Raw genomic sequence first — 25,930 nt, forward strand, 5'->3', positions numbered from 1 at the left:
GAAGATGAAGTCATTTGGATGGACTCCACAAATACGAGACGATTCATTATGCTCGTATTCCCCTAGTGCTTGCCCCCGGCAAGCTGGCTAAAGATATGGCCGCAAAGTGGTGTTATGACGTCGAGTGTGTCAGTAACGCCACCAGTAGAGCCTGGAGCATTAATGATGAGTGCTGCTTTACTGCTGCGGTCGCTGAGCCCTATGACGGGTCGGGACAACCCAGCTGTGGGGGTGGAAGACAGACCGTGGTGAAGAATCTGGTTCTCGATGCCAGGGATGCGAGTTGCAATAACGGTGGCAGTAGCTTCGGGGGTTAAATCCCGAGGTCCGATGCCAGTGCCGCCGGTTGTCACAATCAACCTGTAGCCGTCTGCAATAGCTTGCTTTAGTGCATCTCGTACTGATTCTATGCCGTCCGGTATGACACGCACCTGTGGTCGAGTGAATCCCGCCTTGATCAGTGTTTCGACGGCTCTAGGCCCAGACTTGTCCTCTTGACGGCCTGCGAATGAGCGGTCGGAGACAGTGATGATAATTGCCGAGATGTCTGCCAGCGGGTAGTCGGGGTTGTGTGCCATGGCAACGACATTAGTACAGCGATTATCCTGTAGCGTCTTTCCCCTAATGTGCTGGGTAAAGTTCTATCTCTTGTGCTTTGACTGCGACGATGATGGCATTGCCAGTAACGAGTGAAAGTTGCGCTGCGGATGCAGGACTTATTTCTGCCCGGATGGAATCTCCCTTCACATCGCAGATGACGGTGATTGTTCCAGCTCCCTGTTCGAGCCCTTTTATTGTTGCTGGCCATTGATTTCTCATGTTTTCATCCGTGTGGTCCGTGAGGATACTCACTGCGGTAGGGCGGAAGCTAGCGATTGCTCGTTGTCCAGCGGGAATTTTGTGGCCAGGCTTTCCTGTGACGAGTATTTCCCCGGATCCACTGCGAAGTGTTTCGTTTCCGATGCTTCGTCCTTTGATGATGTTGGTACCAGAGAATCGAGCTGTGAATTTGTCGAGGGGTTTCTCAATGACGTCGTCGGTAGTTCCAAGTCGCACGAGGCGTCCGTGTTCAATGACTGCTACATCATCTGCGAGGTACATGATATCGAGGACATCATGGGTAATCAGGAGAACTGTCATTTTGTGCAACAGCGGGTAGAGAAGGGCACGCATATCTGCAGCGACGGTGATATCTAATGCGCGGAAGGGCTCGTCTAGGCACAGTATGTCCGGCGAGCCGGCGAAAGCTCGACCGAGGGCGACTCGCTGTGCCTGACCGCCGGAAAGTTCGTGTGGTTTGCGGTGGGATAGGGGCTCGAGTTCGAGTTTTCTCAGCCAATGCTCGGCGACTTTTTGAGCGTCCGGGCTCCCTTGGCTTTTAGGGGCGAAAGTCAGGTTGTCTATGACTGATAGGTGCGGGAACAGCAGTGGGTCCTGTGCTAGTAGTCCGACTTTTCTTTGGTGTATTGGAACGTATGTTCCGGTGGCGGTATCGGTCAAGACTCTATCTCGGACACTGATGCGACCGCTGGTCGGGACGACAGTGCCTGCTAGTGCTCCAGCTATGGTGGACTTGCCAGCTCCATTGGGGCCGATGATTCCAAGTACTCGCCCCATTGGAAGCTCAAAGGCGATGTCGAACTTTCTTGAGGGGATCGATACATCGAACTCTAACAACTCTGTTGCCTCTGTCATTTGCGCACCCTCCCGTATACCGCTCCGACGATGACAATGGAAGATATGATAAGCAGCAGGGATAGAGCAATTGCCGAGTCGGGATCAATTTCTCGTTGAAGGTAGATCTCAACGGGTAAGGTTCGGGTTACACCTTGGCGGGAACCTGCAAAGATGCTGGTTGCGCCAAATTCTCCCAAGCTTCGGGCGAATGCAAGTATGCCTCCCGACATAATTGCAGGAGTCATCATCGGCACGCTCACGCGCCATAAGGTTCGGGTTGGGGAAGCACCGAGGCTCATTGCCACGGTTTGGTAGCTTCTCCCTGCTGTATTTAGTGCCCCTTCGAGTGTCACCACCATGAATGGGAGCGAAATAAAAACCTGGGATATGACCACCGCAACTGTAGTAAAAGCGATTTCTATTCCAAAGGCTTCAAATTGGGAGCCAATGAGGCCACGCCGTCCAAAAGCCTGAAGGAGTGCAATACCGCTCACTACTGGTGGCAGCACAAGAGGTAAGAGCAGGAGCGCGCGTAGGAGCTTCTTGCCCGGGAAATCGGTCCAAGCCAGAATCATGCTCAGTGGAATGCCGATGGCAACAACAATTGCGGTGGCGGTTGCAGAGGTGCGGATTGATAACCGGAGAGCATCGATAGCAGTGTCGGCGAAGATCAGGGCTGGAAAATTACTCCAAGAGATTTGGGATATCAGTCCGATAATGGGGAGGAGTAAAAAGATTATTCCTAACCCCGCTGGTACGAATAGCCAGCGGGGGACAATTCGTGGTGTTCTAGGGGACACTGTGATGGCCCTATGATTTTTCCGCCGGTTGGAAGCCTGCATCCGAGAGAATTTCCTGTGCATCCGCGGTGGACATGAATTCGATGAACCGCTTGGCATCCCGAGATCTCGGGGTGCCAGTGACGGTATTGATGAAGTAGCTATTGACTGCTCGGTTTGCTTCTGGGAAATCTACTGCCTCCACCGCGCCATTCGCGGTGGCAATATCTGTGCGGTACACTAGGCCAGCGTCCGCTTGTCCTGAGGAAACCTTTCCAAGTACGTCAGTAACCTTCTGTTCCTCAGAGACTGGTCTCAGAATCACTCCGGCGGCTTCTGTAGCTGTTTCGGTAGCGTTACCGCACGGCACTCCCTTGGCGCAGACAACGACTGCGACGTCGGGATTTGTTAAAGATACGAGCTCCGAGATATCAAGTGGGTTACCTGGCTCGACCGCGATAGTCAGTATGTTTTCAGCGAAAGGGATTGGTCTGCCGCTCACAACACCACCATCCACAGCGCGATCCATGGTAATGGCATCTGCAGTTGCTAATAAATCAGCATCCGCACCGTTTACTAACTGCTCCACTAGGGTTTGTGATCCAGCAAACTCAAATTGGAGGTCAACTCCTGGGTTAGCAGCCTCGAATTCCTTTCCTATTGCTCCGTAGACCTCAGCCAGGGATGCTGCGGCGAAGACCGTCAGTGTAGTTGTCTGAGCCTTATCAAAGCTCGAGGTACATCCTGAAAGTAGAAGCGTTCCGACACTCAGAATCGCGGAAGCTGACCTCATTACCTTCCTTCGAACCATGCACGTAGTATATCTAATCAATGCTTCCTTATATCTCTGGCGCTGTGACTTCTGAAGGTAAGAAGCTGGGGTAGCAGCTTCGACGAGTCTGCCACGGGGCACAGGCGTTTGACCTTTAGCGTGATGCCTCATTTGAAGTTTGTGATTCGTAGGCACAAACTTTAGGGTGGTGATGTTCTCACCAGTTTCTACCTGCCTAGGGGCTCGACGTTGCCGCAGTTGCCCTAAATCGTCGACACGGCTGGTATGAGCATGGATACGCTGACGAGGATTATGTTCTGCACCGACGGCTACGATGTCAGTCCGAATTGGGAAGGGGGCTGCGTGTACGGTGCTCTACTAGGGTGAACCATTTGCTGGTCGCCGTTCGCGGGCATGTTTGTGGTGCCCATTTCTCGCGTTCGGAAAGTCCACGAATTCATCGGAGGCGTCATCGCCTTACCGAGAATTGTGCCGATTATCTGGTTCTCTGTTATGGATTGTGCGGGCTTCGAGTTCGAGGCCTCGCAGCCGGGCTTCTTGACCGGAGCCGTCGTGGAGAGCGCCAATCCCTCATCCGCGCTGTTCGTCTCGCTGGAGCAGTTCCTGGTGGTCGTTGCAAAGAGCGTATTTGCGCTATGTCACTCCGGTACTCTTAGTTAACTCCATTGAATCGGCAATGATGAAATTGTCAGTATCGCGATTGTTGAGGAAAGCCAGGGTGATGACGTCCTATCGTGTCCTGGGGAGGGAAGAAAGATAGGTGCCATCGGGACAGCTGTCTTGCTGATTGTCGGTGAGGGGCGCTGGGGGCGTTGCGGCTCTACATGTGGATTATCGGCACCGTTTTCTTCATTCATTTTGTGGTGATGTATTTACTGTTTAAGGGCATGAGCGTAGTTTGTGTAGCTGCGCGCAACCCGGTGACCCGACAGTGAAGTTTTACGGATACGTCGGACAAACTGAAGGTCCACGAGGCCACGCTCACGCGGGGAATGCGAGGCTGAGAGCAAAAGTTTGCTCGCCAGATACTAGCAGTACAACGAGGGGGTGGTGATTAAGCCCGACGGTGATATGGGCGAAGCAGATGAGTCGGATCTTGATGAGGAATATAGCAAAACGGGGGGGGGGCTGGGGATGGCGAAGGCGCGAGTCGAACCACGTACTATGAAATTATTGATTTTTGCCTTTGGTACTCTCGCGCTAGCTGAGATATTGGCACACGGTCCCTTTGAAAAGAGACAACCAACAATCTAACGCCGCATTCAACGTGCGGCCATTTGCCTCGCTTTGAAGCGATTCCGCTAGGTATCGATACAATCGACTATTTCCGCGTGCGGTGTTCGACCGCCACTGCGAAAAAGCCAACACAATCTCAAGGAATTCATCTACCCCGCTTCGCTACTTGTCTTCCAACATATCCGTCGAAGTCCGTCAGTCGAGAACTCCTTGTGCTCAGACGGTGCAGTAATGCATGCAACCGGAGTTAGTGTGGGCGACAATCCTCAAGCTCCGCTTGGTCTACTCGACAGTTGGCCACCATGAGTAACCTTCAAGCTCCTTGCCCTCCTCGGCTAAGGGGCACGCCTAGGCGGCGAGATTAGGGCAAAAGTTTTACGATAGTTTCCTATCCTTCCCTGGATGCGAACGGGACCAAACTCAGTACGCTTCACCCGTTACCCGCTAGTATGAAAGACATGGATGCTAAGGAAGCGGAATCTAACGAAGGGGCTACGCATGAGGGGGCAGACGCAGTCACTTATGAACAACTCGCCTACGATTCGTTTGTTCGCCGACGTCAAGGCTCCGTAGGAACAACACTTCCGGAGCGAGTAGGGAGATTTGAGTTTGAACCCGCAGACCGGAAGTTGATACAGCAGGCTGACTCTTTCTTCCTGTCTACGGTAACTGGTGCAGGTTGGCCTTATGTCCAGCATAGAGGTGGTCCAAAGGGCTTTGTGCACGTTCTGGATGACAGGACTATAGGGTGGTTAGAGTTTATGGGGAACAACCAGTATGTGAGTACAGGCAACATCGACCGAGATGGGCGAGTAGCATTATTCTTCATTAACTACCCACTTCGAACACGATTAAAGGTGTTCGGATATGCGCGGGTAATTGAGCTTTGTGATGACCCAAAAATTGCTAAACAATTACGTAATCTAGGCGATAAAGAAATCCGGTCTAAGTCTGAGAGGGCAATGATAGTTGATATTGTAGCTTCGGATAAAAACTGTACTAAACATATTAAGCCCCGATGGGACAAGGAGCAGGTCGACGAGAGGATTGCCTTGTATCGGGCCGACATAGACGAGTTGCGTAACGAAATTTCTGAGCTAAAAGAGAGGAATAATTTATTAAATGAGAAACTAGATTCTTTGGGCTAATGCCAGTTTTTTCTTACAATATTCTGCCGTGGTAGGTTTTCATTTTGTCGAACCTGCGCTAGGCTTTACAAGAAAAATTATCGAGTTTGTGGCATGGTGGCCCGGTCGATAAAGTAGTGTTGATAGGTTTAAATCGCTACTCGGCGAGCGTGTGATGGGGAGGCCGGTTAGTGACGCTCCTTAGTTTTGAATATGACTTAGGTGACGTCGTACCGGCACTTTGTTAGGTGCATGATGGTCGTATTGTGACGATTGTCTTTTGCTTGTTAACCTTTGTAGTAGCTTCGGGATTTCTTGTGGCTGATGGTCGATGTAAAACGATTAGTGGAAAAGGGGATTTATCAGTCGCTTGCTTCCCTCCCTGGGGAGAAAAGAAGCGGTTTGCTTGGCCTATTAGGGATAGGTGCGCTCAAGCGACTGCCTGCAGTTGTCGAGTCTTCGTTCAAGGGTTGCTCCACCTGAAATGAGATTGCGGTGAAACGCTTTTCGGACGCCTTGGGGAGATATTGTGAACCATCGCCGATGTAGCGAATTGGAGATCTGTCACGAATTACGGTACTTAATTGGATTGAAACGTACTTGCGATCGTGATGATTTCTAAAATGGGTTGGTGGCCGGTATATACCTTTATATTGGGTTAATTGTTTCTGGAGGGGGTGGGTACTTCACTCAGGGGTCTGCTGCAGTGGCGAACTGTATTGTTGCCAGAGATAGTTTCAAGTAGTGCGCACTTAATACAGAGAACCCAGAGGTCGTAGGTTCGAATCCTGCCCCCGCTACAAATTGATCCCCTCGCTGGTTTAGATACCGGCGAGATGATTTTGCGCATGTGGGATTGTGGCCGGACGCCTAAGGTTGTTGACATGTTTGAATCGACCAGTCTGGATGATCTGAAATACTCTTTCGACAGCATTCCCACCCGTCCTGCTCTTGCGCTTAAGGAGAGCACGCGGCCTGATTCACCGACCACTTCGAAGGTATGTGGCACTCCCTACCTGCCGGAACACGCGCCCTACCCGTATTACGATGGTCGGCCCATGTTCTTCATTGCCCAGTTTAATTTCTCCGAGCTAGAGCCCCTTCCAGGGTTCCCGACGACTGGGCTACTTCAGCTTTTCGTACCTGACATAGAATTCTGGGGCGATCCCTGGATAGCGACGGACAAGCCGGATCAATGCGCAGGACCCATTCCGTTCGCCCGATACTTCGAGGATTTCTCAGCGCCGCATGTCGGCGAGATGCCCGAGGAAGAGATCATGGATTCCGGTGAGCACCCTGCATCTGAGCCATTCGATCCCGTCACTATCGACGGAGTTCGATTCGATCAAGAAGTGAATTACAGCACCCACGAGTACGGTCGTTTCATTTTTGATCTGAAGGGTCCCCGCGCCTTTTTAAGGAGGGGGCGGGATTTCGTAGATATTCACACTTATCGAGGAAACTTAGTTTCACGCTGGGTAATTGATGGGCAAACGACATTTGAGCAGCCCCACCTTGACTTCGGGAAAACGACAAAGGATGCGTTTGATGCGGCCGTCGCCCGTGCAGAAAAAGAGGGCTTCACCGTTTACCCTCACGCCGATGAATTTTTGGAGCCAATTGGCTATCCACAAGCAAACGGATCCTCGCTCGGTGGCTACACAGTTCTTGTGAACGAAGGCCGGTTTTCGCCGTCTGACCCTCGGATCGTGCTGGCGACGATTGATCAAGATGGCCCATGTGAGTGGGGCGATAGTGGAGTCGGAAATTTCTTCATCCACCCCGACGACCTGGCAGCATGCAACTTTGATCGGGTCATCTTCGGCTGGGATTGCTTATAGAGTTGCGCGCGGTCTGTGGCCGCCGCTATCTGCCGTTAGTCTTCTGCTCAATCGTCCAAAGCGCGCAGGTAGAAGCGACGAATAAGGGCACGCCTCGGCAGGTCGATGACTGGGCGCAGCGCGGGGAAACGGGCGGGTTGGGACTTGGCGTCAACAAGAAAAAGAACCCTACCGTCCTGCAACCGCTCGAGGGTGAAGGTCTCCTCGCCCCGCTCGGCGTGGCCGGGGAGAGTGCCATAAGTAAAGCCGCAGCGGCCGGGCGTGGAGAAAGTATCGACAACCCGGCAGTGGAACGTCCACGGCCCGAGGCTGAGAGCGACCTCGGCGCCAATCTCCACAACCTCGTGGGTGGGGCGCACGCGGAAGAGGCCACTGCGCTGCACACCCCAGCGGAAAAGCCTGGCCGCGGCGGTCTCGAAGTCCGCACTGATGACCCGCGACATGTGCAGTTCCGGGAAGCCGTCAGTCGAGGTATAGGAGAGGGGAGTCATAGAAAGTCCCAGGCTACTTGATGTGTCCGGCAATCTGCGCGTGCTCCGGCACATACGGGACGAAACCCTGCACATAGGCGCCCATGGCGATCAGTGCGTTGACTCTTTCCCAGATCGGCGGGTGGGTAGCGGAAAAGTTTCGCTTCTTCGTCATGGCGCGCTTGAAGACGGACCCCTTCTTGCCTGCGTCGGAATTGTGGAAGCCCTGGATGATGTCCTGCTCCGGTGCGTACAAAGCCAGGGAGCCGGGCGTGCCGTACATGGAGTTCTGCACGGTTGAAGGGTTCGCCTGGTGGAACGCGCGGATAGTAATCAGGGCTTGCGCCAGTGCGGTGGGGTTACGACACAGGGAGACCCCGTGGCTATCGGCCTGTTGCTCGCGGTGGCGAGACATGTAGGCCCTGGCGATATTGGCCAGCGCTGGGGCGGCGAGGATAACGCAGAAGGAGATCAGCAAGATCACGATGGCAGCTACGGCATTGCCGCCGCCGTTCGAGTTGGAGCTAGAGCGGCCTCGGTTGTTGTTGCTGAAGCTGCCGTAGATAAACACCGACTGCAGGATGGAAATGACGGACGCGATGGCCACCAGCTGCGTCATCACGCGATTATCGTCGGCGGTCAGGTGGCTCATCTCGTGGGCGATGACCGCCTGCATCTGCTCGCGGTTCAGCAGGTACCCAAGCTCTTCGGTGACGACGATGGTGCCGGTATGGGGCTTGTTGCGCTTGCCGCCCAGAGCGTAGGCATTGGGCACTCCGGTGCCGATGAGCACATAGACCTTTGGCGGGGAGGGCATGCCGGCGGCGATCGACATCTCTTCCACAATGTTGTAGACCATGCCTTTTTCCACCTTGCGTTTTTCGCCACCGATGGCGGAAATCACGGTCTTGGTGGAAAAGAAATACGAGTACAGCAGGATCAGTGCGGCAACCGGGATGGCGACCCCGGCGGAGATCAGAATGACCTTGCCCAGAGTGTTGTAGTCAATGTCGCTTCCCTGGATGCCCACGTAGGCCGCGCAGGCACACGCAACGATGGAAAGCTGCAGAACAAACACGTTCGCGATCCACGCGACAGCGATGCCTTTGCGTAGCTGCGAAAGCGATTCGTCGAAGGTTCTTGGCTGGTTGGCCATTGTCCGTTATCCGTCCTTTCAGCACTTTCAGTACTCACGAGTCTTGCCCGCTAGATGTGATGCTTAAGAAGCGGAAGTGGCCTTTAGGGGGCGGGCAGGACAAGAAGGCTAGAAAGAAACGTCCGGAGCCTGGCGCTTGGACTCTTCCACCTGGAAGAACGCGAAAGGCTGGAAGCCGTGCACAGAAGCGACGATGTTGGTCGGCACGGACTGGATGGCGGTGTTGTAGGTGTTCGTGGAGGCGTTGTAGTACTGGCGGGCGAAGCCCACCTTGTTCTCGGTGGAGGCGAGCTCTTCCTGCAGCTGCTGGAAGTTGCGGGAGGCCTGCAGCTCCGGGTACGCCTCGGCAGTTGCGCGCAGAGTTGCCATAGTGCGACCGAACGCTGCGTCTGCCTGGGAGGCATCCTGCACGTCGCCGGTGGCGCGGGCTCGGTCGGTGGCGCTGCGCAGCTCGGCGATGTCGTGGAATACCTTGGCTTCGTGGTTGGCGTACCCCTTGACAGTGGCTACCAGGTTCGGGATGAGGTCGCCGCGGCGCTGTAGCTGGGTATCGATCTGCGCGTAGGCTTCGTTGACCGTGTTGCGTTTCTTGACGAGCCCGTTGTACATGGCAAACCAGATGATGGCGAGGACTACGAGGACGGCGATGATAATGGCGGCAATGATCATGTCAGCAGTACCTTCCTAGGGAACACTTGGATGAGGTTTTACGGGAAAGCGATGGCTAGAAGAGGTCTGAGAGGCAACCTCGCACAGGCCAACATTGCTGAAATGCATTATCGCTAATATTTGTTCCCGGCGCAGGCGAGAATTGTAAAAATTATTGCGCACATCCTGCTCGCACGCCTGCTAGTAGCCTGGATCGTATGGCGAAAATTTCGAATCCCATGGTTGATCGCCAGCTTTCCCACCGCACAATTAGGGAGTTTACCGACCAACCGGTGAGTGATCAGACCCTGGAAACGATCTATGACGTGGCCATGCGCACCGCCTCTTCTCGTGGGATGCAGCAGGCCAGCATCGTGCGCGTCACGGATGCACACCTGCGGGAGCGCCTCGCGGAGATCGGTAACCAGGAGTACGTTCGCCGCGCGCCCGTGTACCTGCTGTTTTTGGCAGATACGGCACGGAATGCGCAGATTCTGCAGGAAAACGGTGGAGACCTGCGGGCGGCGGGCCGCACGGAGGCTTTCGTGGAGGCCTTCACCGATGCTTGCCTGATGGCGCAGAACGTGGTGAACGCCGCGGAGTCCTTCGGCCTGGGCGCCAACTTCCTGGGCAATATTCACAATGACACAGCCGGGGTGATCGACCTGCTGGGGCTGCCGCGCTTCACCTTCCCCGTCGTTGGCCTCACCCTTGGCTGGCCGAACCAGGATCCGCAGCTAAAGCCCCGCATGCCACGTGAGTTTCGCGTGATGGAGAATGGCTACCAGACCAGGGAGAGCCTGACCGCCGACCTAGCGGATTACGACGCAGAGATGCGAACTTACTACGATCTGCGCAACGCTAATCAGCGCGTGGATAGCTTCACCAACCAGGTGCTAAAGAACTTCCCCTTCACCCGGGACAGCAACGATGATTCGCTGCAAGCTGCGCGCTGGCAAGGCTTTATTATTTAGCGTTATTATTTAGCGTTTTTCTTTGTGACGCCCTCACGCGTCATCTGTATCTAACCTCAAATTAACCTGCAGTTCAGATCCTTGGGATAGTCTGCCGAGCAGTTTATAAAACTATGTCAATTGGCGCCGGGCGGGCTTCGGAGGCTTGGCGTCATAAAAATTCGCAGGACGAGACCTCAAGGATGAGAGAAAAGTGACGAACAAGAAGGGCCTAAAGATTACGGCGGCAGCCATGATGGCTACGACCATGTCGCTTTCCGCAGTAAATGTGGCACCGGCAGAAGCGGCACTGAGCATGCCGGCGATCGCTGGTTCCCAGGGGCTGCCGAGCTACCCGCACCCGGTACAGCACAAGGGTGCCCCGAACCCGCAGCCGTTCGGCCCGGAGTACCTGGCTGGCTACATCTCTGATGTCAGCTCCTACAGCTGGGGCGTGTATCTGGATGTTGTCGACGGCTTTAACGACGTGCGTGCCAACCACCCGGCAGTGATGAAGCAGAACCTGGATAAGGTTGTGCGGATCAACAACGGTGTGGCCAAGGACAAGGCTGCCATCAAGCGTGCCCAGGACGATGCACGTGCGGACCAGGATGGCGTGCTCATGGCGTTCTCTGACTCTCTGGGTGCAGAGCTGGGTGGCCACTTCCGCGACGCACTGCGCGAGAACCGCCTGCCGAAGACCCAGTTCCTGCTGGGTGGCGGCTACCTGGCGCGCGCGGGCGGACTGGCATCCTCCACTTTCGTGGAGAAGATGGTTTACGGCTACGACCGCCCGTTCGTAGTCGCCCCGGATCGCATCAACAAGTACCAAGAGGGTCCGCGTAACTTCTACGGCACGTCGAAGTCCTACCCGTCCGGCCACACCAACCAGGCCGTGTGGTCCACCACCCTGCTGGCGCTGGCACTGCCGGAGTTGGCTCCGCAGATCCTGACCCGTGGTTCTGAGGCCGGCTACAACCGCGTGGTGATGGGCGTGCACTACCCGCTTGACGTCATCGGTGGCCGCATGTCCGGTACTGCTGCTGCGGCGGACCGCTGGAACGACCCGAAGATGCGCGACGCGCTGCAGCAGGCTGGCAAGGAGCTGCGTGCAGAGCTGGAGTGGCGCGCTGGGCGCCCGATCGCCGAGGTAGTGAAGGGTGACAAGGCCTACCGCAGCACTGACCAGGCTGTGCGTGAGTACACCGATCGCATGACCTACGGCTTCCCGAAAATCTACCGCAAGGATGCGCCGATGATCGTGCCGCAGGCCGCCCCGGATCTGCTGCTGACGAAGTACCCGAAGCTGAGCTACAGCCAGCGCGCCTCCATCCTGCGTCAGACCGCCATCCCGGCAGGCTCTCCGCTGGATGACCAGAGCCGACGGGGTTCCTGGCAGCGCCTGAACATGGCAGCTGCTTTCGCTGCAAAGGTGAAGGTCAACAGCAACGGAACTGTTACCGTTCTGCGCTAGGTGTTGCAGCCCCGGGAGCAGGGGTAACCTTTTCCAAAATGTTACCTCTGTGACTCATGTGAATCCGATTTTCTGCGCTAGGGTTAGTTCCATCGCCCAACAGAAATGAAGGAAAGAATGCGCTCCCGGTTCCTGTCAGCTTCACCTGTTCCTACTCGCATGGCGTCTCGCCAGGCTGTTCCCTCTCCCTCGCACGAGGGCGCGCCGGCCGGGCGAGTACTGCGTAGCTCCGCCCGCCGCCGGCTCGGCGCGCTGATGGCGGGAGTGGCGCTTGCCGCCTCCGCCGCATTCGGATCGGCCGTCACCGCACCGGAAGCCACCGCCGCTCCGGCAGGCTCCGCCGACGCATTCTTGAACGCCACTGGCCAGCCGGGACCCCACCGCGTTCCGGGCCACTACTTCACCTCTCCGGGTATCCCACAGGCTCAGCGGGCCGCTGCGCCGAATGTGCTGGCTGGCCCCTCCATGCCGATTTACGTCGGCAACAACATCTGCACCCTGGGTGTGGTTGGCTACGACAAGGCAGGTAACAAGGTGGGCATCACCGCCGGGCACTGTGGCGGCCCCGGCGCCCCGGTCATCTCCATGGACAGCGAGCGCGCTGGCCAGATCGGCACCGTTGTGCGCAACGGCTACCCGGACTATGCAGTGATCAAGTTCAACAACAAGGTGCGCCTGACCCGCGGCTACAACAACGTGCACCTTGGCGCCCTCGGCGGCTCCACCCCAGCCAGCCTGCAGCAGATGTGCAAGACCGGTGTGGCAACAGGGGTATCCTGCGGCCCCATGCTGGCGATCTCCGGCCCCTTCCTGGTTTCGCATCTATGCGGTTCCGAGGGTGACTCGGGCGCCCCGATCTACGTCGGCAACCGTCTGGTGGGCATCGTCAATGGCGGCGCAGGCAACCTGCCGTCGTGCACCACTCCGCTGCAGGGGCCGTTCCACGCGCCGACTGCCGGTGCGGCGTGGAACGTGATCGCCGCGGATCTGAATGCCGCCGGCGGGGTTGGTGCAGGATTCCGGCTGGCCTAGTTTTACTTAGCCCAAGCGCCCTCTGCCTAGCTGCAGCAGGGCCTTCGCTATATCTACTCCCTCCGCGCCGAACTCCGCGCGGAACTGATTGATGATCGCGACTTCGCGGGTATAGACCAACTTCGTGCCACCCGAGCCCAGGCGGGTTTTGCCAATGGCCTTAGAGACTTCGCTGCGGCGGTGAATCGCGTCGATGATGGCGCGGTCGAGGCGATTGATCTCCTCGCGGTAGGATTGAATTTCTGAATCCGACAAGGGATCGTCCGTGCCCGAGGGCATGCGGACGGTGAACTCATTGGACTTCGAGAGGCTGTTCGAAGAATCCGAGGATGCCGCAGAATCGTAGTCGTTCATGCGCTGTATTCTACCGCTAGTCAGCCTGCCGAGTTTTAAGAAGAGTTCCGGTAAGAAGTTTTTGAGGGAGCACAGAGGGAAACATGAACAACCAGCACGATCCGTTCGCCGACCTGCCGCTGCCCGAAGAGCCGACACTTTTCGATGACGAAGTTCCGCCGCCGGAGGAAGACCTGCCACCGGAGGGCTACGAAAGTGTTCTGCAGCACCTTCGCGCCAGCGCGCCGGAACCCACACCCGCCCCTGCCCAAAGCCCTGCCGTCGCAGCGGCACAGAGGGTGCAGCCCGCACAGAATCAACGCGGGGCTGAAACGGGCGCGGGGGAGAATGGGCGTTACAAAGAAAAGCTCCTCGAAGGCCTCAACCCGCAGCAGCGGCAGGCAGTAGAGCACATGGGCAGCCCGTTGTTGATCGTGGCGGGCGCAGGCTCCGGCAAGACGAGTGTGCTGACGCGCCGCATTGCATACTTGCTGGCCGGGGGAGTGGCGCCGTGGCAGATCCTGGCGATCACCTTCACCAACAAGGCCGCGGCGGAGATGCGCGAACGCGTGATGGATATGGTGGGTCCGCAGGCCGAGCGAATGTGGGTGTCTACATTCCACTCCTTCTGTGTGCGCGTACTGCGTGCCAATGCACACCTCGCGCCAGGGCTGAACACGAACTTCAGCATTTACGACTCGGACGATTCGAAGCGACTGATGACGATGATCATCAAGGATGCTTCGTTGGATCTGAAGGAGTTCTCGCCGCGCGGAGTGCTGAACGTGATCTCTAATTGGAAGAACGAGCTGGTCGGCCCTATCGGCGCGTTGGACGAGGCGCAGCGAGATTCCAACCCGCACACCGCCCAGATCGCCGCACTGTATAAGACGTATCAGAACCGCCTGCGGGCAGCGAACGCGGTGGATTTCGACGACCTGATTGGTGAGGTCGTGGCGATCCTGAACAACAATCCGGACGTCCGCGACCACTACCGGCGCCGCTTCCGCCACATCATGGTAGACGAGTACCAGGATACGAACCATGCCCAATACGAACTGGTTGCGGCGCTTGCGGGCAAGGGTAAGGCCGAGTCCGAGTTGTGTGTGGTGGGCGATGCCGACCAGTCGATTTATGCTTTCCGCGGCGCGACGATCCGCAACATCGAGGAATTCGAGCGCGACTACCCGGATGCCCACACGATCCTGCTGGAGCAGAACTACCGCTCCACCCAGAAGATCCTGTCCGCAGCCAACGCGGTGATCGACCGGAACCAGGGGCGCCGCCCGAAGAAGCTGTGGACGGATCTGGGTGATGGTGAGCTGATCGGCGGCTACGTTGCGGACAACGAGCACGACGAGGCGAACTTCATCGTCGAGCAGATCGACGACATGGTGGACAACGAGGGCTACTCCTACGGCGACATTTCGATCATGTACCGCACCAACAACGCCTCCCGCGCGATTGAGGACGTGCTGGTGCGCTCCGGTATGCCGTACAAGGTCGTCGGCGGTACGCGCTTCTACGAGCGCCGCGAGATCCGCGACATTGTGGCTTATCTCAAGGTGTTGGACAACGCGGACGACACGGTGGCGCTGCGGCGCATCATCAACACCCCGCGCCGCGGTATCGGGGATAAGGCCATTGCGCAGGTCACTGTTTACGCGGAAGGCCAGGGGATTGGTTTTTCGGCTGCTCTTGGTGACGCCGCCGCGGGGAAGGTCGCCGGCCTTTCCGCACGCGGCCGCAATTCCATTGGCAAGTTCCTGGAAATGATGGACGCGCTGCGGGCGGAGACAGAGTCGATGGAGATGACGGCCTCGGATGGGTCCGGCCTGGGACTGCCCGACCTGGGCCGGGTGATCTCTGCGGTGCTGGACATGACCGGCTACAAGGAGCTGCTGGAGAAGTCCAACGACCCACAGGATGGGGCGCGCCTGGACAACCTGAACGAGCTGGTGAGCGTGGGGCATGAGTTCTCGCAGGAGTCGGCGAATTTGAAGGCTTATGAGGAGATGCCTGGTGGTAGTGCGGAAAGCGCTGGTGCAGACAGTGCTGACGCGGATGAGGCTGCTGAGGCGATGCTGGCTGAGGGAGAAGCGCCACTGGGTAGCCTGCAGGCTTTTCTAGAGCGCGTGAGCCTGGTAGCGGACGCAGACCAGATTCCGGCAGATGAGCAGGACATGGTGACGCTTATGACGTTGCACACCGCGAAGGGCTTGGAGTTCCCCGTGGTGTTCTTGACCGGCTGGGAAGATGGCCAGTTTCCGCACATGCGCGCACTGGGCGACCCGACGGAGCTGGCCGAGGAGCGCCGCCTGGCCTACGTGGGTATCACCCGTGCGAAGCAGCGGTTGTTCCTTACCCGCGCGATTACTCGCAGTGGTTGGGGAGCGCCAGTGAACAACCCGCCGTCACGCTTCCTGTCGGAGGTGCCGGAGGATCTGATGGAATGGATCCGCGAAGAGCCCGCCCGTTTCGGAAGTGGCGTGGATTCTGCCTGGGGTGGCGGTGGCTACGCCGACGGCACGAGCTTCGGCGGCTCGGGTGGATGGAGCTCTGGCTCGGGAAGCTGGAGTAGCCAGTCTTACCGAAAGCCCGCGAAGAAGACGAAGCCCGCCTTTGGAGCCGGCGCAAAGAAGAACCAAGATTTGGACTTGGCCGTGGGGGATAAGGTGAACCACGACAAGTACGGCTTGGGCACGGTGAAGAGCGTCGACGGCAGCGGATCGCACACCACCTGCATGATCGATTTCGGCAGCCAGGGCACGGTGCGCCTGATGCTGTTTGGCGGCGTGCCGATGGAAAAGCTCTAAAAACGTTATCCCCGAGCGCTACGCTCGGGGATAACGTTTCTTCTTGGTGTGGCTACTGGTGGAGCCAGAGGCTTAGAGCTGAATACCGCGCTCAGCCAGCCATGGCTTCGGGTCAACGGCATCGCCACCGTTTGGATGAACCTCGAAGTGCAGGTGGGAGCCAGTGGAGAAGCCCAGGGAACCCATGCCAGCAATCTTCTGACCGCTGGTTACACGGTCGCCAACCTTGACGTCCAAAGTGGCCATGTGACCGTAAACGGTAATGGTGCCGTCGTCGTGCTTGATGCGGATCCAGTTGCCGAAGCCGGAGGCCGGGCCGGAGTCGATGACGGTGCCGTCGTGGACAGCGCGGATGGCGGTGCCGACGGAGTTCGCGATGTCGATGCCCTTGTGGAAGGTGCCCCAACGCGGGCCGAAGCCGGAGGTGAAAGCGCCCTCGGCGGGCTTAACGAAGTCGGGCATGCGGGCAGCGAGGTCAGCCTCGGTGCGCTCCTTGGCGAAACGCAGGGCAGAATCGAGCTGCTGGGACAGATCGGAAACTGGCTTGGCCTGCGGAACCTCCAGGATCTGCGGAGCCTCAGCGGCGGTAGACTCTGCATCCGCCGGAGCTACAGAACCCTGGGCGCCCGCACCCTCGCCCTGGGCGAGGATCGTGGTGTTCTCGGAGGCCAGTGCGATGTCGTCCTCAGAGTTCTGGGACGCACCAGCGGTAGCGCCAGCAGCACCGGCGGTAGTCACGGCCGTCGTGGCAACTGCCACGAGTGCGAAGCGACGCTTCGCGCTGTGATCCTGCTTGCGGTGGATGGCGGTACGGCTCGCCTTGGTAGTGTTTCGCACTGTCCTTGTAACCCTTTTACCTAATCGATGCTTTTTAACAACTGTCACGCGTGGTTCCTTAAAAGCTGCTTCCGGCAGATCTTCAAGAGCTCCTTCGAGCTTCTCTGTGGGCTCTCGAGTCCGTTGCGCAAGCAATTTGTAACCACTTTGTTATCAACGAAACGTAACACTATCGGTTTGGCCACGTTGCAGCAACTAAATTAGTGGAAAATAACGCTTCGATTACGTTGCGGGGGGTAGCGGGGTAGAGCTGATTGTTGACGGCCGATTCATTTGCCCAGTTCTAGGCATTTTTCTTCGCGTTTTCTTAGCGAGAATTCGTGGTAGTGATCTTTATTACGCTACCTCCAAACCTTCAAGTAGAACATTAGGCGTGTCTGCTTATGGCGGTAAAGAAGGTGGGTCAGTCCGCCAGGTGACGGTGACTCTTAGGCACAATAGGACGGGTGAGTAAAGATTCTGCATCCCAACGACCCGGATCCCGACGATCTGCGTCTTCCCGACGCCCCGGCTCCAGCCGCACCAGGCGGACGTCGGCCGGCGGCGACGCAAGCAGGATCAAGAGCACGGCTGGCGGCAAGGGGAGTGGGCACGAGCGCTTCGTAGCGGCCGACACGGCCAAGAGTGCCACGGGCTCCACGGGCACCACGTCGGCCTCCGGCTCCGCTAGTACCAAGGCTGCTACCAAGGGCACGCCACAGTCCACTGCTAGGGCGGGCGCTGAAGACACTCCCGGTGGCGTAAAGGCCACAGTGGGCAGCTGGTGGTCGAAGTGGAAACCCCACGTCAAGCGTTTCGGACCCCAGCTGATGATTAATCACGCGGTGACCGTGGGCGTGATTGCCATCATCGCCGTACTCATCGGTATCGGCGCTGGCTTTAACAAGATGCCTGCAGCTATCGCCTCGATGTGGATGGTGTTTAACCTTGCGCCGGTAGAGATGGCGGGGGCCACGCTGGGTTTTGTGCCACTGTTGCCGGCGCTGCTGCTGGTGTGGGGGCACGCGAAGCGGGCGACGACGGTGTTGGGCAATTCGATTAGCGTGCGCGGGCTGCGGGTGTTTACTACCTTGAGCCTGCTTATCCCCATGGTGCTGACGGGTATTGCGTGGTTGATGCTGTGGGACGCCTCGCGCGTGTACGACATCACCCCGCCGAACTTGCTGGTGGCGCTGATCGCCACGGCGCTGGTCAATGGTGCGGCGATCGTGATCGGCATGCGAGCCCGCGTGTGGCGCGCACTGTTGCTGCGCCGCGGATGGTCCACCTGGCCGGTAGAGTCCATGCTGCTGGCCGGTCGCTTCCTCAAATGGATGAGCGCGGCCGGAGCCTTGGCAGCCCTCGTGTACCTGCTAACGAACCTGGAGGCGTTCGGCAAGGCCTACGACATCACCTCATCCACAATGGGGGCGGTCGGGCTGACATTCGTGGCGCTGCTGTACGTGCCGAATGTGGTGGTTGGCGCGATCTCCGTGCTGCTGGGTGGGGAGTTCCACGTCGGCAACGGAGCCGTGAGCCTGTTTACCGCGAACAATGTGAACCTGCCGCCGCTGCCGATTTTGGCGGCCATTCCGAACAATCAGATCCCGTTCGGTCCCCTGTTGTTGGCTGTTCCTGCCTGCGTGGCGGTGGGATGTGTGTACACGTTCCTGCGTGGCCGATCCTATGTAGAGGCGCCGCTGCTGCAGGGGGTGGGTGCGGGTGCCTGTGCCGGGTTAATCGGTTTCTGCGCTGCATGGCTGGCTGGTGGTGAGCTAGGCGTATACGGCCATGCAGGAGCCGTTGAGTGGCTCTTCGCGGTGGAGTTTGCCGCCTGGCTACTGTTGCCCGCGGTGGTGATCATGTTCTTCACTGCTCGCCGTGGTGAAGCTGTGGTCGAGGATATTCCGGAGGCTGAGGTAGTAGAGCCCGCTCCCGCTAAGCGGACCACTGATGCCGCGGACAGCGAGGAAACTTACTCTTCTGGGGATGACGCCCCTACGGAGGTGCCGAAAGAAGGGGATGATGGGGGCGTCGATAAGAAGGGGCAAGAAGATACAGAAGACCCAGAGGGCCCAGAAGCCCCAGAGAGCCCAGAAGATCCAGAAGACCCAGAAGGGCCAGCAAGCACAGAAGTCACAGAGGAGAGCACAGACGATGAAGATAGTAATTCTGGCGAGCGGGACGGGGACTCTGCTCCAGAGCGTGATTGATAACGTCGATCGTTCACGGGTGGAGATCCTTGCCGTGGGCAGTGACCGGCAGTGCGAGGCCCTGGATCGCGCCGAGCGTGCGGGGATAGAAAACTTCTTGGTCGAGTACGTACCGAAGCAGACCGACCGGGATCGATGGAACGAGGAGCTGGCAAACAAGCTGGCTAGCTACAAGCCGGATCTGGTGGTCAGTGCGGGTTTTATGCGCATCATCGGACCGCGCGTGGTGGAGCGCTTCGAGGGGAAGATCATCAATACCCACCCGGCGCTACTGCCTGCATTCCCCGGCGCGCACGCCGTCGAAGACGCACTAAATTACGGTGTTCGCGTAACCGGGTCTACAGTTCATGTTGTAGATAGTGGCGTGGACACGGGGCCGATCATCGCCCAAAAGGCAGTAGAGGTCGCGGGTGACGACACGGTCGACAGCTTGCATGAAAGAATCAAAAAGGTTGAGCGCGCCCTCTTGGTAGAGGTGCTGCACGATTTTTCAGACCAGCGAACCTTCTAGGAACGAAAGGCCAGGATCCACAACAATGAGTGATGGCACCACAGCAACCAACGGCGCAAATAAGAACGGCGCAGAAAACAATGGCGCAGAGAAGAAGGAGATCCGTCGCGCGCTGATTAGCGTGTACGACAAGACCGGCCTGGAGGAGCTGGCCAAGGGTCTGCACTCCGCAGGGGTCGACATCGTCTCTACCGGCTCGACCGCCAAGAAGATCGCAGAAGCCGGCGTGCCGGTGACCGAGGTAGAAGCGCTGACCGGCTTCCCGGAGGTGTTGGAGGGGCGGGTGAAGACCCTGCACCCGCGCGTGCACGCTGGCATCCTGGCCGATACCCGCAAGGAAGATCACCTGAAGCAGCTGGAAGATCTGGACATCGAGGCTTTCCAGCTGGTGGTTGTGAACCTGTATCCGTTTACTCAGACCGTAGCTTCCGGTGCGGACTTTGATGCGTGCGTGGAGCAGATCGACATCGGCGGCCCGTCCATGGTGCGCGCTGCGGCGAAGAACCACCCGTCCGTGGCTGTGGTAGTGGATCCCAACCGCTATGAGGACGTCGTGGCCGCAGCCAACGCCGGGGGCTTCACCCGTGCACAGCGCACCGACCTGGCCGTAGACGCCTTCCGCCACACCGCCGCCTACGACGTAGCCGTGGCCACCTGGATGGGGGAGCAGACTGCGGCTCAGGGCGCTGAGGGTAAAGCGGAAGAAGAGACCGTGCAGTTCCCCGAGTGGATCGGTGCATCCTACGAGCGCGCCAACGTGCTGCGCTACGGCGAGAACCCGCATCAGGCCGCTGCGTTGTACTCCGATGGCACCGGCCTGGCTGGCGCCAAGCAGTTCCACGGCAAGGAGATGAGTTACAACAACTACACAGACGCAGATGCCGCCTGGCGTGCTGCGTGGGATCACAAGCGCCCGACCGTGGCCATTATCAAGCACGCCAACCCGTGTGGCATTGCCGTTTCCGACGAGTCCATTGCCGATGCACACAAGAAGGCTCACGCTTGCGACCCGATGTCTGCCTTCGGCGGGGTGATTGCCGTAAACCGCGAGGTCAGTGTTGAGATGGCTAACCAGGTGGCTGAGGTGTTCACCGAGGTCATCATCGCGCCGGGCTACGCAGATGGTGCCGTAGAGATTTTGTCCCAGAAGAAGAACATTCGAATCCTGCAGGCAGAGGCGCCGAGCGAAGAGGCCGAGCTGCAGGGCCGCGAGATTTCCGGTGGCCTGCTGGTACAGCAGGTTGATGCCATCGACGCGAAGGGCGACGCTCCGGCCAACTGGACCTTGGCCGCGGGGGAAGCCGCCGACGAAGCCACCCTGCGCGAGCTGGAGTTTGCTTGGCGCACCGTGCGGGCGGTGAAGTCGAACGCAATCTTGCTGGCTAAGGACGATGCCACCGTGGGCGTGGGCATGGGTCAGGTTAACCGCGTGGACGCTGCCAAGCTGGCTGTGGAGCGTGCAAACTCCCTGGCTGGCGATGAGAAGCGTGCTGAGGGCGCCGTCGCTGCATCGGACGCTTTCTTCCCCTTCGCCGACGGCTTCGAGGTGCTGGCTGAGGCCGGCGTGCGAGCAGTCGTTCAGCCGGGTGGCTCGGTCCGCGACGCGGAGGTCATCGAGGCGGCGGAGAAGGCGGGCGTCACCATGTATCTCACCGGTGAGCGCCACTTCGCGCACTAGAGTGCGTATTCGCGGGGCGGGCTTCGCAGTTTGCTACCCGCGAGCCTGGGGGAGCGCCTAAAGTTGTATTAGTTTTACTACTGACAATACGTTTTAACGCAGGAGTTCCCCGGTTATGTCCGACGAGCAACCCACCGATCCCGGCCTCGGGAAGAACAACCGAGATCAGCCGGAGCCACCCCAGTACCGCCACCACGAGCAGGCTGCGGGGAAGAATGAGTGGCAAGTGCCGGCGCAACAGAGCGGCGCCCCGGGGGCACAGGGGGATCAGAGCCAGCAGCGCTGGCAGCAGTGGGAGGCTTCGCAGTCGCCCCAGAATCCGCAGCAGAACTGGCAGGGGCAGCAGTATCAGCAGCCCCCGCAACCCCAATACCAGCCCGACCAGCAAGCCCAGCAGTACGCATACGCACAGGAGTCGGAGAAGGAAAGCAAGTTCCTGCCCATCTTGGGCATCATTCTGGCAGCGCTTCTAGCTATTGCCCTGGTCGCGGGGGCGGCATATTACATGGGCTGGATTGGGGACAAGAACGGAACAGACGGCACAGGCGGCGCAGATGGCAAGGCTGCGAGCAGCTCCTCCCAATCGGAGGGTGCAGAAGGCGAGAGCGCCGACGACGAGGACGCCACCGCGGAAGGCGAAGATGCCGCATCTGAAGAGGAAGAAGCCACGGACGAGGCCAATGAGGATGAGGAAAGCTCCCGCCCGGCCAATCCGAAGCTGCCCTCCGGTGCCGTGCCGGCCAACAGCGCAGCCGAGGAAAGCAAGCCCGCAGGTGACTTCAACAACGTTTACACCGGCAGCGACCTTACTTCTAAGCCTTTCGCAGTGGCCGTACGCGATGCATTCGTGACCCACTACCTGGATACCGATAACACGAGCGGCACGGTGTCTGCGTATTCGTCTGTCACTGGACAGAGTTACTCCATGAAGTGCAGGGATAACGGTAAGTACGTGACCTGCACGGGAGGAAACAATGCCATCGTCTACATCTCGTAGGCTCGGCACGGTTCGACGCGGCCTGGTCGCCGCCGTGCTCTGCGCTGCGAGCGTTGCCGTTGCGGGTTGCACGATTGGGGATGTGGAAAGGGATGACGCCACCGTCTCCGACCAGTCAAACCAGTCCCGCCCAGCCCAACAGGACGGGAAGCCTCAGTCCCGTGGTCCGCAGCCGACCACTGGGGCGTCCACACCAGAAAAACCGCAGGAAGAGCAGCGCGGGGAGCTCGGCTACGACGGTGCCGCGACCATCGCAGTGGCCGGGATGGGTGGCGCGGGGGATACGTCCGTGGCTCCGTGGTCGACCGCGAAGGTGCCAATCGCGATTGCTGCGCTGCGGAATGATCCGAGCCTGCAGGGGGCGATGACGCAGGCGATCCAGAACTCCGACAATGCAGCTGCGGAAACTCTATGGGGATCGCTGGGCACCCCGGAACAAGCGGCAGAGGCAACCGGTGCGGTAATTGCCGAGGGCGGCAGTACAGCACGCGTGGAATCCCAGGTGGTGCGGCCGGGGTTTAGCTCCTTCGGGCAGAGCGATTGGTCGCTAAGTGAGCAAGCGAATTTCGCTTCTCACCTGCGGTGTATCCAGGGTGCGGAGCCAGTGGTTGCGGCGATGGGGAACATCAGCAATGGCGGTGGCTATGGCCTGGGTACGATTCCGGGGGCGATCTTCAAGGGCGGCTGGGGGCCGGGCCCAACGGGTGCTTACGGGCTGCGTCAGTTCGGCTTGATTCCGAAGTCGGACGGTGCCAGCTACGTGGCAGTGGCTATAGCGGTGGAAAGCCCGGACGGGAGCTACGAGTCCGGGCAAGGCGAGCTGACAGCGGCGGCAGAGTTTCTGCATTCAAAGGTGGATAGTCTGCCGGCAGCGGCATGCTAGGCGGCATATAAAAACCAATTCTTTCGGTTAATGTTTCTTAATCGGTAAGGTCGGGGTTATGAGCTCTCATTATCTTGCCGAACCTAACACCGAAGGCCTATCTGCACGCGCAGCGGCGAAGGAACATCGCCGAGTGGAGCTTCTGCGTGCTGCTGCGAGGATCATGGCAAACAAGGGCTTTCATGGCACGAGTTTGGAAGAGGTGGGGGAAGCGGCCGGGATCTCCGGGCCGGCTGTATACCGGCATTTTCCGGGTAAAGAGGAGATCCTTACCGAGCTAATGACAGGCATCTCGGAACACATGCTCTCGGAGGCGCAGAAAATTGTTGATGGCTTGACCGATCCGCGGGAGCGCTTGGCGGTGCTAATCGACTTCCAGGTGGACTTCGCGCTGTCGCAACCAGAGCTAATTCGCTTGCATAACCGCGAACTTTTCCGCATGGGGGAAGCGGGTCGAGGGTGTGTGCGCTCAGTCCAGGGGAGCTATCTCAAGCTCTTTGCTGAGGCCTTAGCGAAAATGGATTCGCATTATCAGGGAGAGGCGGGGCGCATCACTGCGCAGTTGGTGGTGGGCATGATTAATTCTTCTGAGGTTATTCGCGGATGGGCGTCTACCGCGCTGGCGCGGAGGCAGATGCTAGCTGCGGCTCGCGCGGCAGTGGGGTTGGAGTAGGTCCCACCATACGGGGGTAGTTCACTAGGGGAAACTTTTTAGATTTCCTAGCCAAAGTGTTTTAGCTCACATAGAGTGGCGTCAACAAGTTAGTTAATTGCTTGTAACTGAATGTGGGGAGTGTGGGTAATCGCTCCCATCACAATCCCGCCACCTTTCAAGGAGCTGCACACGTGGAAACCACTACTGCCAACTCAACCGCCCCGGCAGCCGCAGATCTGACCGAGCCGCGCGGAATCCCGAGTCACCGCGAACTTGTCAACGAACTGCGTGAGCGCCTCGCCCGCGCTCAAGCCGGAGGAGGGGAGAGGGCTCGCAAGCGCCACACCGACCGCGGCAAACTACTGCCACGCGAGCGCATCCGTCTGTTGCTAGACCCCGGCAGCCCGTTCTTGGAAATCGCGCCGCTAGCCGCCGAGGAGATGTACGACGGTAAGGCGCCGGCGGCGGGCATCGTCGCCGGAGTCGGGCTTGTGCACGGTCGCCTCTGCTTGATCGCAGCTAATGACGCCACCGTCTCCGGCGGAACCTACTATCCGATGACTGTGAAGAAGCACCTCCGTGCCCAGGAGATCGCCGAGCAGAACCACCTGCCGTGCATCTACCTGGTGGATTCCGGCGGCGCGATGCTGCTGCAGCAGGACGACGTATTCCCAGACCGCAACCACTTCGGCCGCATCTTCTTCAACCAAGCCAACCTGTCGGCCAAGGGGATCCCGCAGCTGTCCGCAGTCATGGGTTCCTGCACCGCAGGTGGTGCTTACGTTCCGGCCATGAGCGACGAGACCATCATCGTTGAAAACCAGGGCACTATCTTCCTGGCCGGCCCACCGCTCGTGAAGGCTGCTACCGGTGAAGACGTCACCCCCGAAGAACTCGGCGGCGGTGCGATGCACTCCCGCATCTCCGGCGTGACGGATCACCTGGCAGCCGACGACGAAGACGCGCTGCGGATCATGCGCAACATCGTCGAGACCCTTCCGGAATCCAAGCCGACTCCCTGGAAGCGCAGCACTCCCGTGCCGGCCCCGCGCCCGCAGGAGGATCTTTACGACATCGTGCCCACAGACCCGAAGATTCCCTACGACGCGCACGAGGTTATTGAGACGCTCTGCGACGAGGGCAGTCTGTCGGAGTTCAAGAGCGAATACGGCAATAGCATCATCACTACCTTTGCCCGGTTGGAAGGCCACCAGGTTGGAGTGATTGCGAACAACGGCATTATCTTTGCTGAAGCCGCGATGAAGGGCGCACACTTCATTGAGCTCTGCGAGCAGCGGAACATTCCCATCATCTTCCTGCAGAACACCACCGGATTCATGGTGGGGCGTCAATACGAAGAGGGCGGCATTGCGAAGCACGGGGCGAAGATGGTGAACGCAGTGGCCACTGCATCAGTGCCCAAACTCACCGTCGTCACCGGCGCTGCCTTCGGCGCGGGCAACTACTCGATGTGCGGGCGGGCTTACTCGCCACGCTTCCTATGGATGTGGCCGAACGCACGCATCGCCGTAATGGGTGGCCCCCAGGCGGCCATGACCCTCTCCACCGTCCGCCGCGCGCAGATCGAGCGCCGGGGCGAGGAGTGGTCGGCCGAGGAGCAAGAAGCTTTCGAGGCACCCATCCGGGAGATGTTCGACGAAAAGTCCACCTGCTGGTACTCCACGGCTCGCCTCTGGGACGACGGGGTGATTGACCCCGCGGACACCCGCCGCACCCTCGCCATGGCCCTCGACATCTGCGCTCAGGCTCCGCGCGAGGAAACCGGTTTCGGCGTATTCCGCATGTAACTCCTGTTCAAGCTACCTACGTACCCACCACAAG

At 58.7% G+C, this 25,930-nt stretch carries 24 protein-coding genes; 15 read left to right on the top strand and 9 right to left on the bottom strand.

Annotated features, from left to right (window positions below):
* Positions 1-62: 62 nt before the first annotated feature.
* From ACKFRT_RS00005 to modA, 4 genes are read right to left on the bottom strand one after another with little or no spacing between them, the layout of a single operon-like run.
* Positions 63-578 (bottom strand): MogA/MoaB family molybdenum cofactor biosynthesis protein, encoded by a 516-nt coding sequence (locus ACKFRT_RS00005; protein WP_005293785.1) that lies wholly within the window; start codon positions 576-578, stop codon positions 63-65.
* Positions 579-621: 43 nt separating this feature from the next.
* Complete coding sequence (locus ACKFRT_RS00010; protein ID WP_011273989.1) at positions 622-1,695, bottom strand: sulfate/molybdate ABC transporter ATP-binding protein; 1,074 nt, start codon at positions 1,693-1,695, stop codon at positions 622-624.
* A complete protein-coding gene (locus ACKFRT_RS00015) occupies positions 1,692-2,519 on the bottom strand; it encodes an ABC transporter permease (protein WP_049780517.1) in 828 nt (275 codons plus the stop codon). The genes ACKFRT_RS00010 and ACKFRT_RS00015 overlap by 4 nt, the downstream gene beginning before the upstream one ends.
* Positions 2,488-3,249 carry a molybdate ABC transporter substrate-binding protein gene (gene modA / locus ACKFRT_RS00020; RefSeq protein ID WP_034986063.1) on the bottom strand — a complete coding sequence of 254 codons (762 nt, stop codon included), beginning with the start codon at positions 3,247-3,249 and terminating at the stop codon, positions 2,488-2,490. Before modA ends, ACKFRT_RS00015 begins: the two co-directional genes overlap by 32 nt.
* A 369-nt stretch (positions 3,250-3,618) precedes the next feature.
* On the opposite strand from modA, the gene ACKFRT_RS00025 reads away from it, so the two are divergent.
* The 4 genes from ACKFRT_RS00025 (at position 3,619) to ACKFRT_RS00040 (ending at position 7,453) form a co-directional block, all read left to right on the top strand.
* On the top strand, positions 3,619-3,909 hold the full coding sequence (locus ACKFRT_RS00025) for a BCCT family transporter (protein ID WP_272944883.1): 291 nt from the start codon (positions 3,619-3,621) through the stop codon (positions 3,907-3,909).
* Between the two features lie 390 nt (positions 3,910-4,299).
* Positions 4,300-4,503: a hypothetical protein gene (locus tag ACKFRT_RS00030; protein WP_408925297.1), complete on the top strand. Its 204-nt coding sequence runs from the start codon at positions 4,300-4,302 to the stop codon at positions 4,501-4,503.
* 440 nt (positions 4,504-4,943) lie between these two features.
* Positions 4,944-5,633, top strand: a complete 690-nt coding sequence (locus ACKFRT_RS00035; protein ID WP_011273981.1) for a pyridoxamine 5'-phosphate oxidase family protein — start codon at positions 4,944-4,946, stop codon at positions 5,631-5,633.
* Between the two features lie 863 nt (positions 5,634-6,496).
* A complete protein-coding gene (locus ACKFRT_RS00040; RefSeq protein ID WP_231913385.1) occupies positions 6,497-7,453 on the top strand; it encodes a DUF1963 domain-containing protein in 957 nt (318 codons plus the stop codon).
* Between the two features lie 47 nt (positions 7,454-7,500).
* On the opposite strand, the gene ACKFRT_RS00045 is transcribed toward ACKFRT_RS00040, so the two are convergent.
* From ACKFRT_RS00045 to ACKFRT_RS00055, 3 genes are all read right to left on the bottom strand, one after another.
* Positions 7,501-7,944 carry a DUF1990 family protein gene (locus tag ACKFRT_RS00045; RefSeq protein ID WP_408925298.1) on the bottom strand — a complete coding sequence of 148 codons (444 nt, stop codon included), beginning with the start codon at positions 7,942-7,944 and terminating at the stop codon, positions 7,501-7,503.
* Positions 7,945-7,957: 13 nt separating this feature from the next.
* A complete protein-coding gene (locus tag ACKFRT_RS00050; protein WP_408925299.1) occupies positions 7,958-9,079 on the bottom strand; it encodes a M48 family metalloprotease in 1,122 nt (373 codons plus the stop codon).
* 108 nt (positions 9,080-9,187) lie between these two features.
* Positions 9,188-9,748, bottom strand: coding sequence for a LemA family protein (locus ACKFRT_RS00055; protein WP_408925300.1), 561 nt, complete (start codon positions 9,746-9,748; stop codon positions 9,188-9,190).
* A 197-nt stretch (positions 9,749-9,945) separates the two neighbouring features.
* On the opposite strand from ACKFRT_RS00055, the gene ACKFRT_RS00060 reads away from it, so the two are divergent.
* The 3 genes from ACKFRT_RS00060 to ACKFRT_RS00070 all read left to right on the top strand — a co-directional run bounded on the left by ACKFRT_RS00060 (position 9,946) and on the right by ACKFRT_RS00070 (position 13,186).
* On the top strand, positions 9,946-10,701 hold the full coding sequence (locus ACKFRT_RS00060) for an NADPH-dependent oxidoreductase (RefSeq protein WP_408925301.1): 756 nt from the start codon (positions 9,946-9,948) through the stop codon (positions 10,699-10,701).
* 193 nt (positions 10,702-10,894) lie between these two features.
* Positions 10,895-12,154: an acid phosphatase gene (locus tag ACKFRT_RS00065; protein ID WP_408925302.1), complete on the top strand. Its 1,260-nt coding sequence runs from the start codon at positions 10,895-10,897 to the stop codon at positions 12,152-12,154.
* A gap of 159 nt (positions 12,155-12,313) precedes the next feature.
* Positions 12,314-13,186, top strand: coding sequence for a S1 family peptidase (locus tag ACKFRT_RS00070; RefSeq protein WP_408925303.1), 873 nt, complete (start codon positions 12,314-12,316; stop codon positions 13,184-13,186).
* 6 nt (positions 13,187-13,192) lie between these two features.
* Here ACKFRT_RS00070 and ACKFRT_RS00075 read toward each other — a convergent pair whose 3' ends face one another.
* Positions 13,193-13,540, bottom strand: coding sequence for a chorismate mutase (locus tag ACKFRT_RS00075; protein WP_296214241.1), 348 nt, complete (start codon positions 13,538-13,540; stop codon positions 13,193-13,195).
* Between the two features lie 83 nt (positions 13,541-13,623).
* Between ACKFRT_RS00075 and ACKFRT_RS00080 the strand changes: the two genes are divergently transcribed.
* Entirely contained in the window at positions 13,624-16,335 is a 2,712-nt protein-coding gene (locus ACKFRT_RS00080; protein ID WP_408925304.1) for an ATP-dependent helicase, read from the top strand.
* Between the two features lie 72 nt (positions 16,336-16,407).
* Here the strand turns inward: ACKFRT_RS00080 and ACKFRT_RS00085 are convergent, their stop codons facing one another.
* Positions 16,408-17,172 (bottom strand): M23 family metallopeptidase, encoded by a 765-nt coding sequence (locus ACKFRT_RS00085; RefSeq protein ID WP_408925305.1) that lies wholly within the window; start codon positions 17,170-17,172, stop codon positions 16,408-16,410.
* A gap of 446 nt (positions 17,173-17,618) precedes the next feature.
* Here ACKFRT_RS00085 and ACKFRT_RS00090 point away from each other — a divergent pair, with 446 nt between their 5' ends.
* From ACKFRT_RS00090 to ACKFRT_RS00120, 7 genes are all read left to right on the top strand, one after another.
* Complete coding sequence (locus ACKFRT_RS00090; protein WP_408925306.1) at positions 17,619-19,364, top strand: DUF6350 family protein; 1,746 nt, start codon at positions 17,619-17,621, stop codon at positions 19,362-19,364.
* Positions 19,309-19,875: a phosphoribosylglycinamide formyltransferase gene (gene purN, locus ACKFRT_RS00095; RefSeq protein ID WP_408925307.1), complete on the top strand. Its 567-nt coding sequence runs from the start codon at positions 19,309-19,311 to the stop codon at positions 19,873-19,875. The genes ACKFRT_RS00090 and purN overlap by 56 nt, the downstream gene beginning before the upstream one ends.
* A 25-nt stretch (positions 19,876-19,900) precedes the next feature.
* The gene (gene purH, locus ACKFRT_RS00100) at positions 19,901-21,553 is read left to right on the top strand and encodes a bifunctional phosphoribosylaminoimidazolecarboxamide formyltransferase/IMP cyclohydrolase (protein ID WP_408925308.1); all 1,653 of its coding nucleotides are present in this window, start codon (positions 19,901-19,903) and stop codon (positions 21,551-21,553) included.
* A 115-nt stretch (positions 21,554-21,668) separates the two neighbouring features.
* Positions 21,669-22,550 carry a hypothetical protein gene (locus ACKFRT_RS00105; RefSeq protein WP_408925309.1) on the top strand — a complete coding sequence of 294 codons (882 nt, stop codon included), beginning with the start codon at positions 21,669-21,671 and terminating at the stop codon, positions 22,548-22,550.
* Positions 22,528-23,433, top strand: a complete 906-nt coding sequence (locus ACKFRT_RS00110) for a hypothetical protein (RefSeq protein WP_408925310.1) — start codon at positions 22,528-22,530, stop codon at positions 23,431-23,433. The genes ACKFRT_RS00105 and ACKFRT_RS00110 overlap by 23 nt, the downstream gene beginning before the upstream one ends.
* A 58-nt stretch (positions 23,434-23,491) precedes the next feature.
* Positions 23,492-24,106: a TetR/AcrR family transcriptional regulator gene (locus ACKFRT_RS00115; RefSeq protein ID WP_408925311.1), complete on the top strand. Its 615-nt coding sequence runs from the start codon at positions 23,492-23,494 to the stop codon at positions 24,104-24,106.
* A gap of 218 nt (positions 24,107-24,324) precedes the next feature.
* Positions 24,325-25,896 carry a carboxyl transferase domain-containing protein gene (locus ACKFRT_RS00120; RefSeq protein ID WP_408926107.1) on the top strand — a complete coding sequence of 524 codons (1,572 nt, stop codon included), beginning with the start codon at positions 24,325-24,327 and terminating at the stop codon, positions 25,894-25,896.
* Positions 25,897-25,930: the final 34 nt, after the last annotated feature.

It is taken from the genome of Corynebacterium jamesii, from assembly GCF_046097395.1.
In the GTDB taxonomy this organism is placed as follows: Bacteria; Actinomycetota; Actinomycetes; order Mycobacteriales; family Mycobacteriaceae; genus Corynebacterium.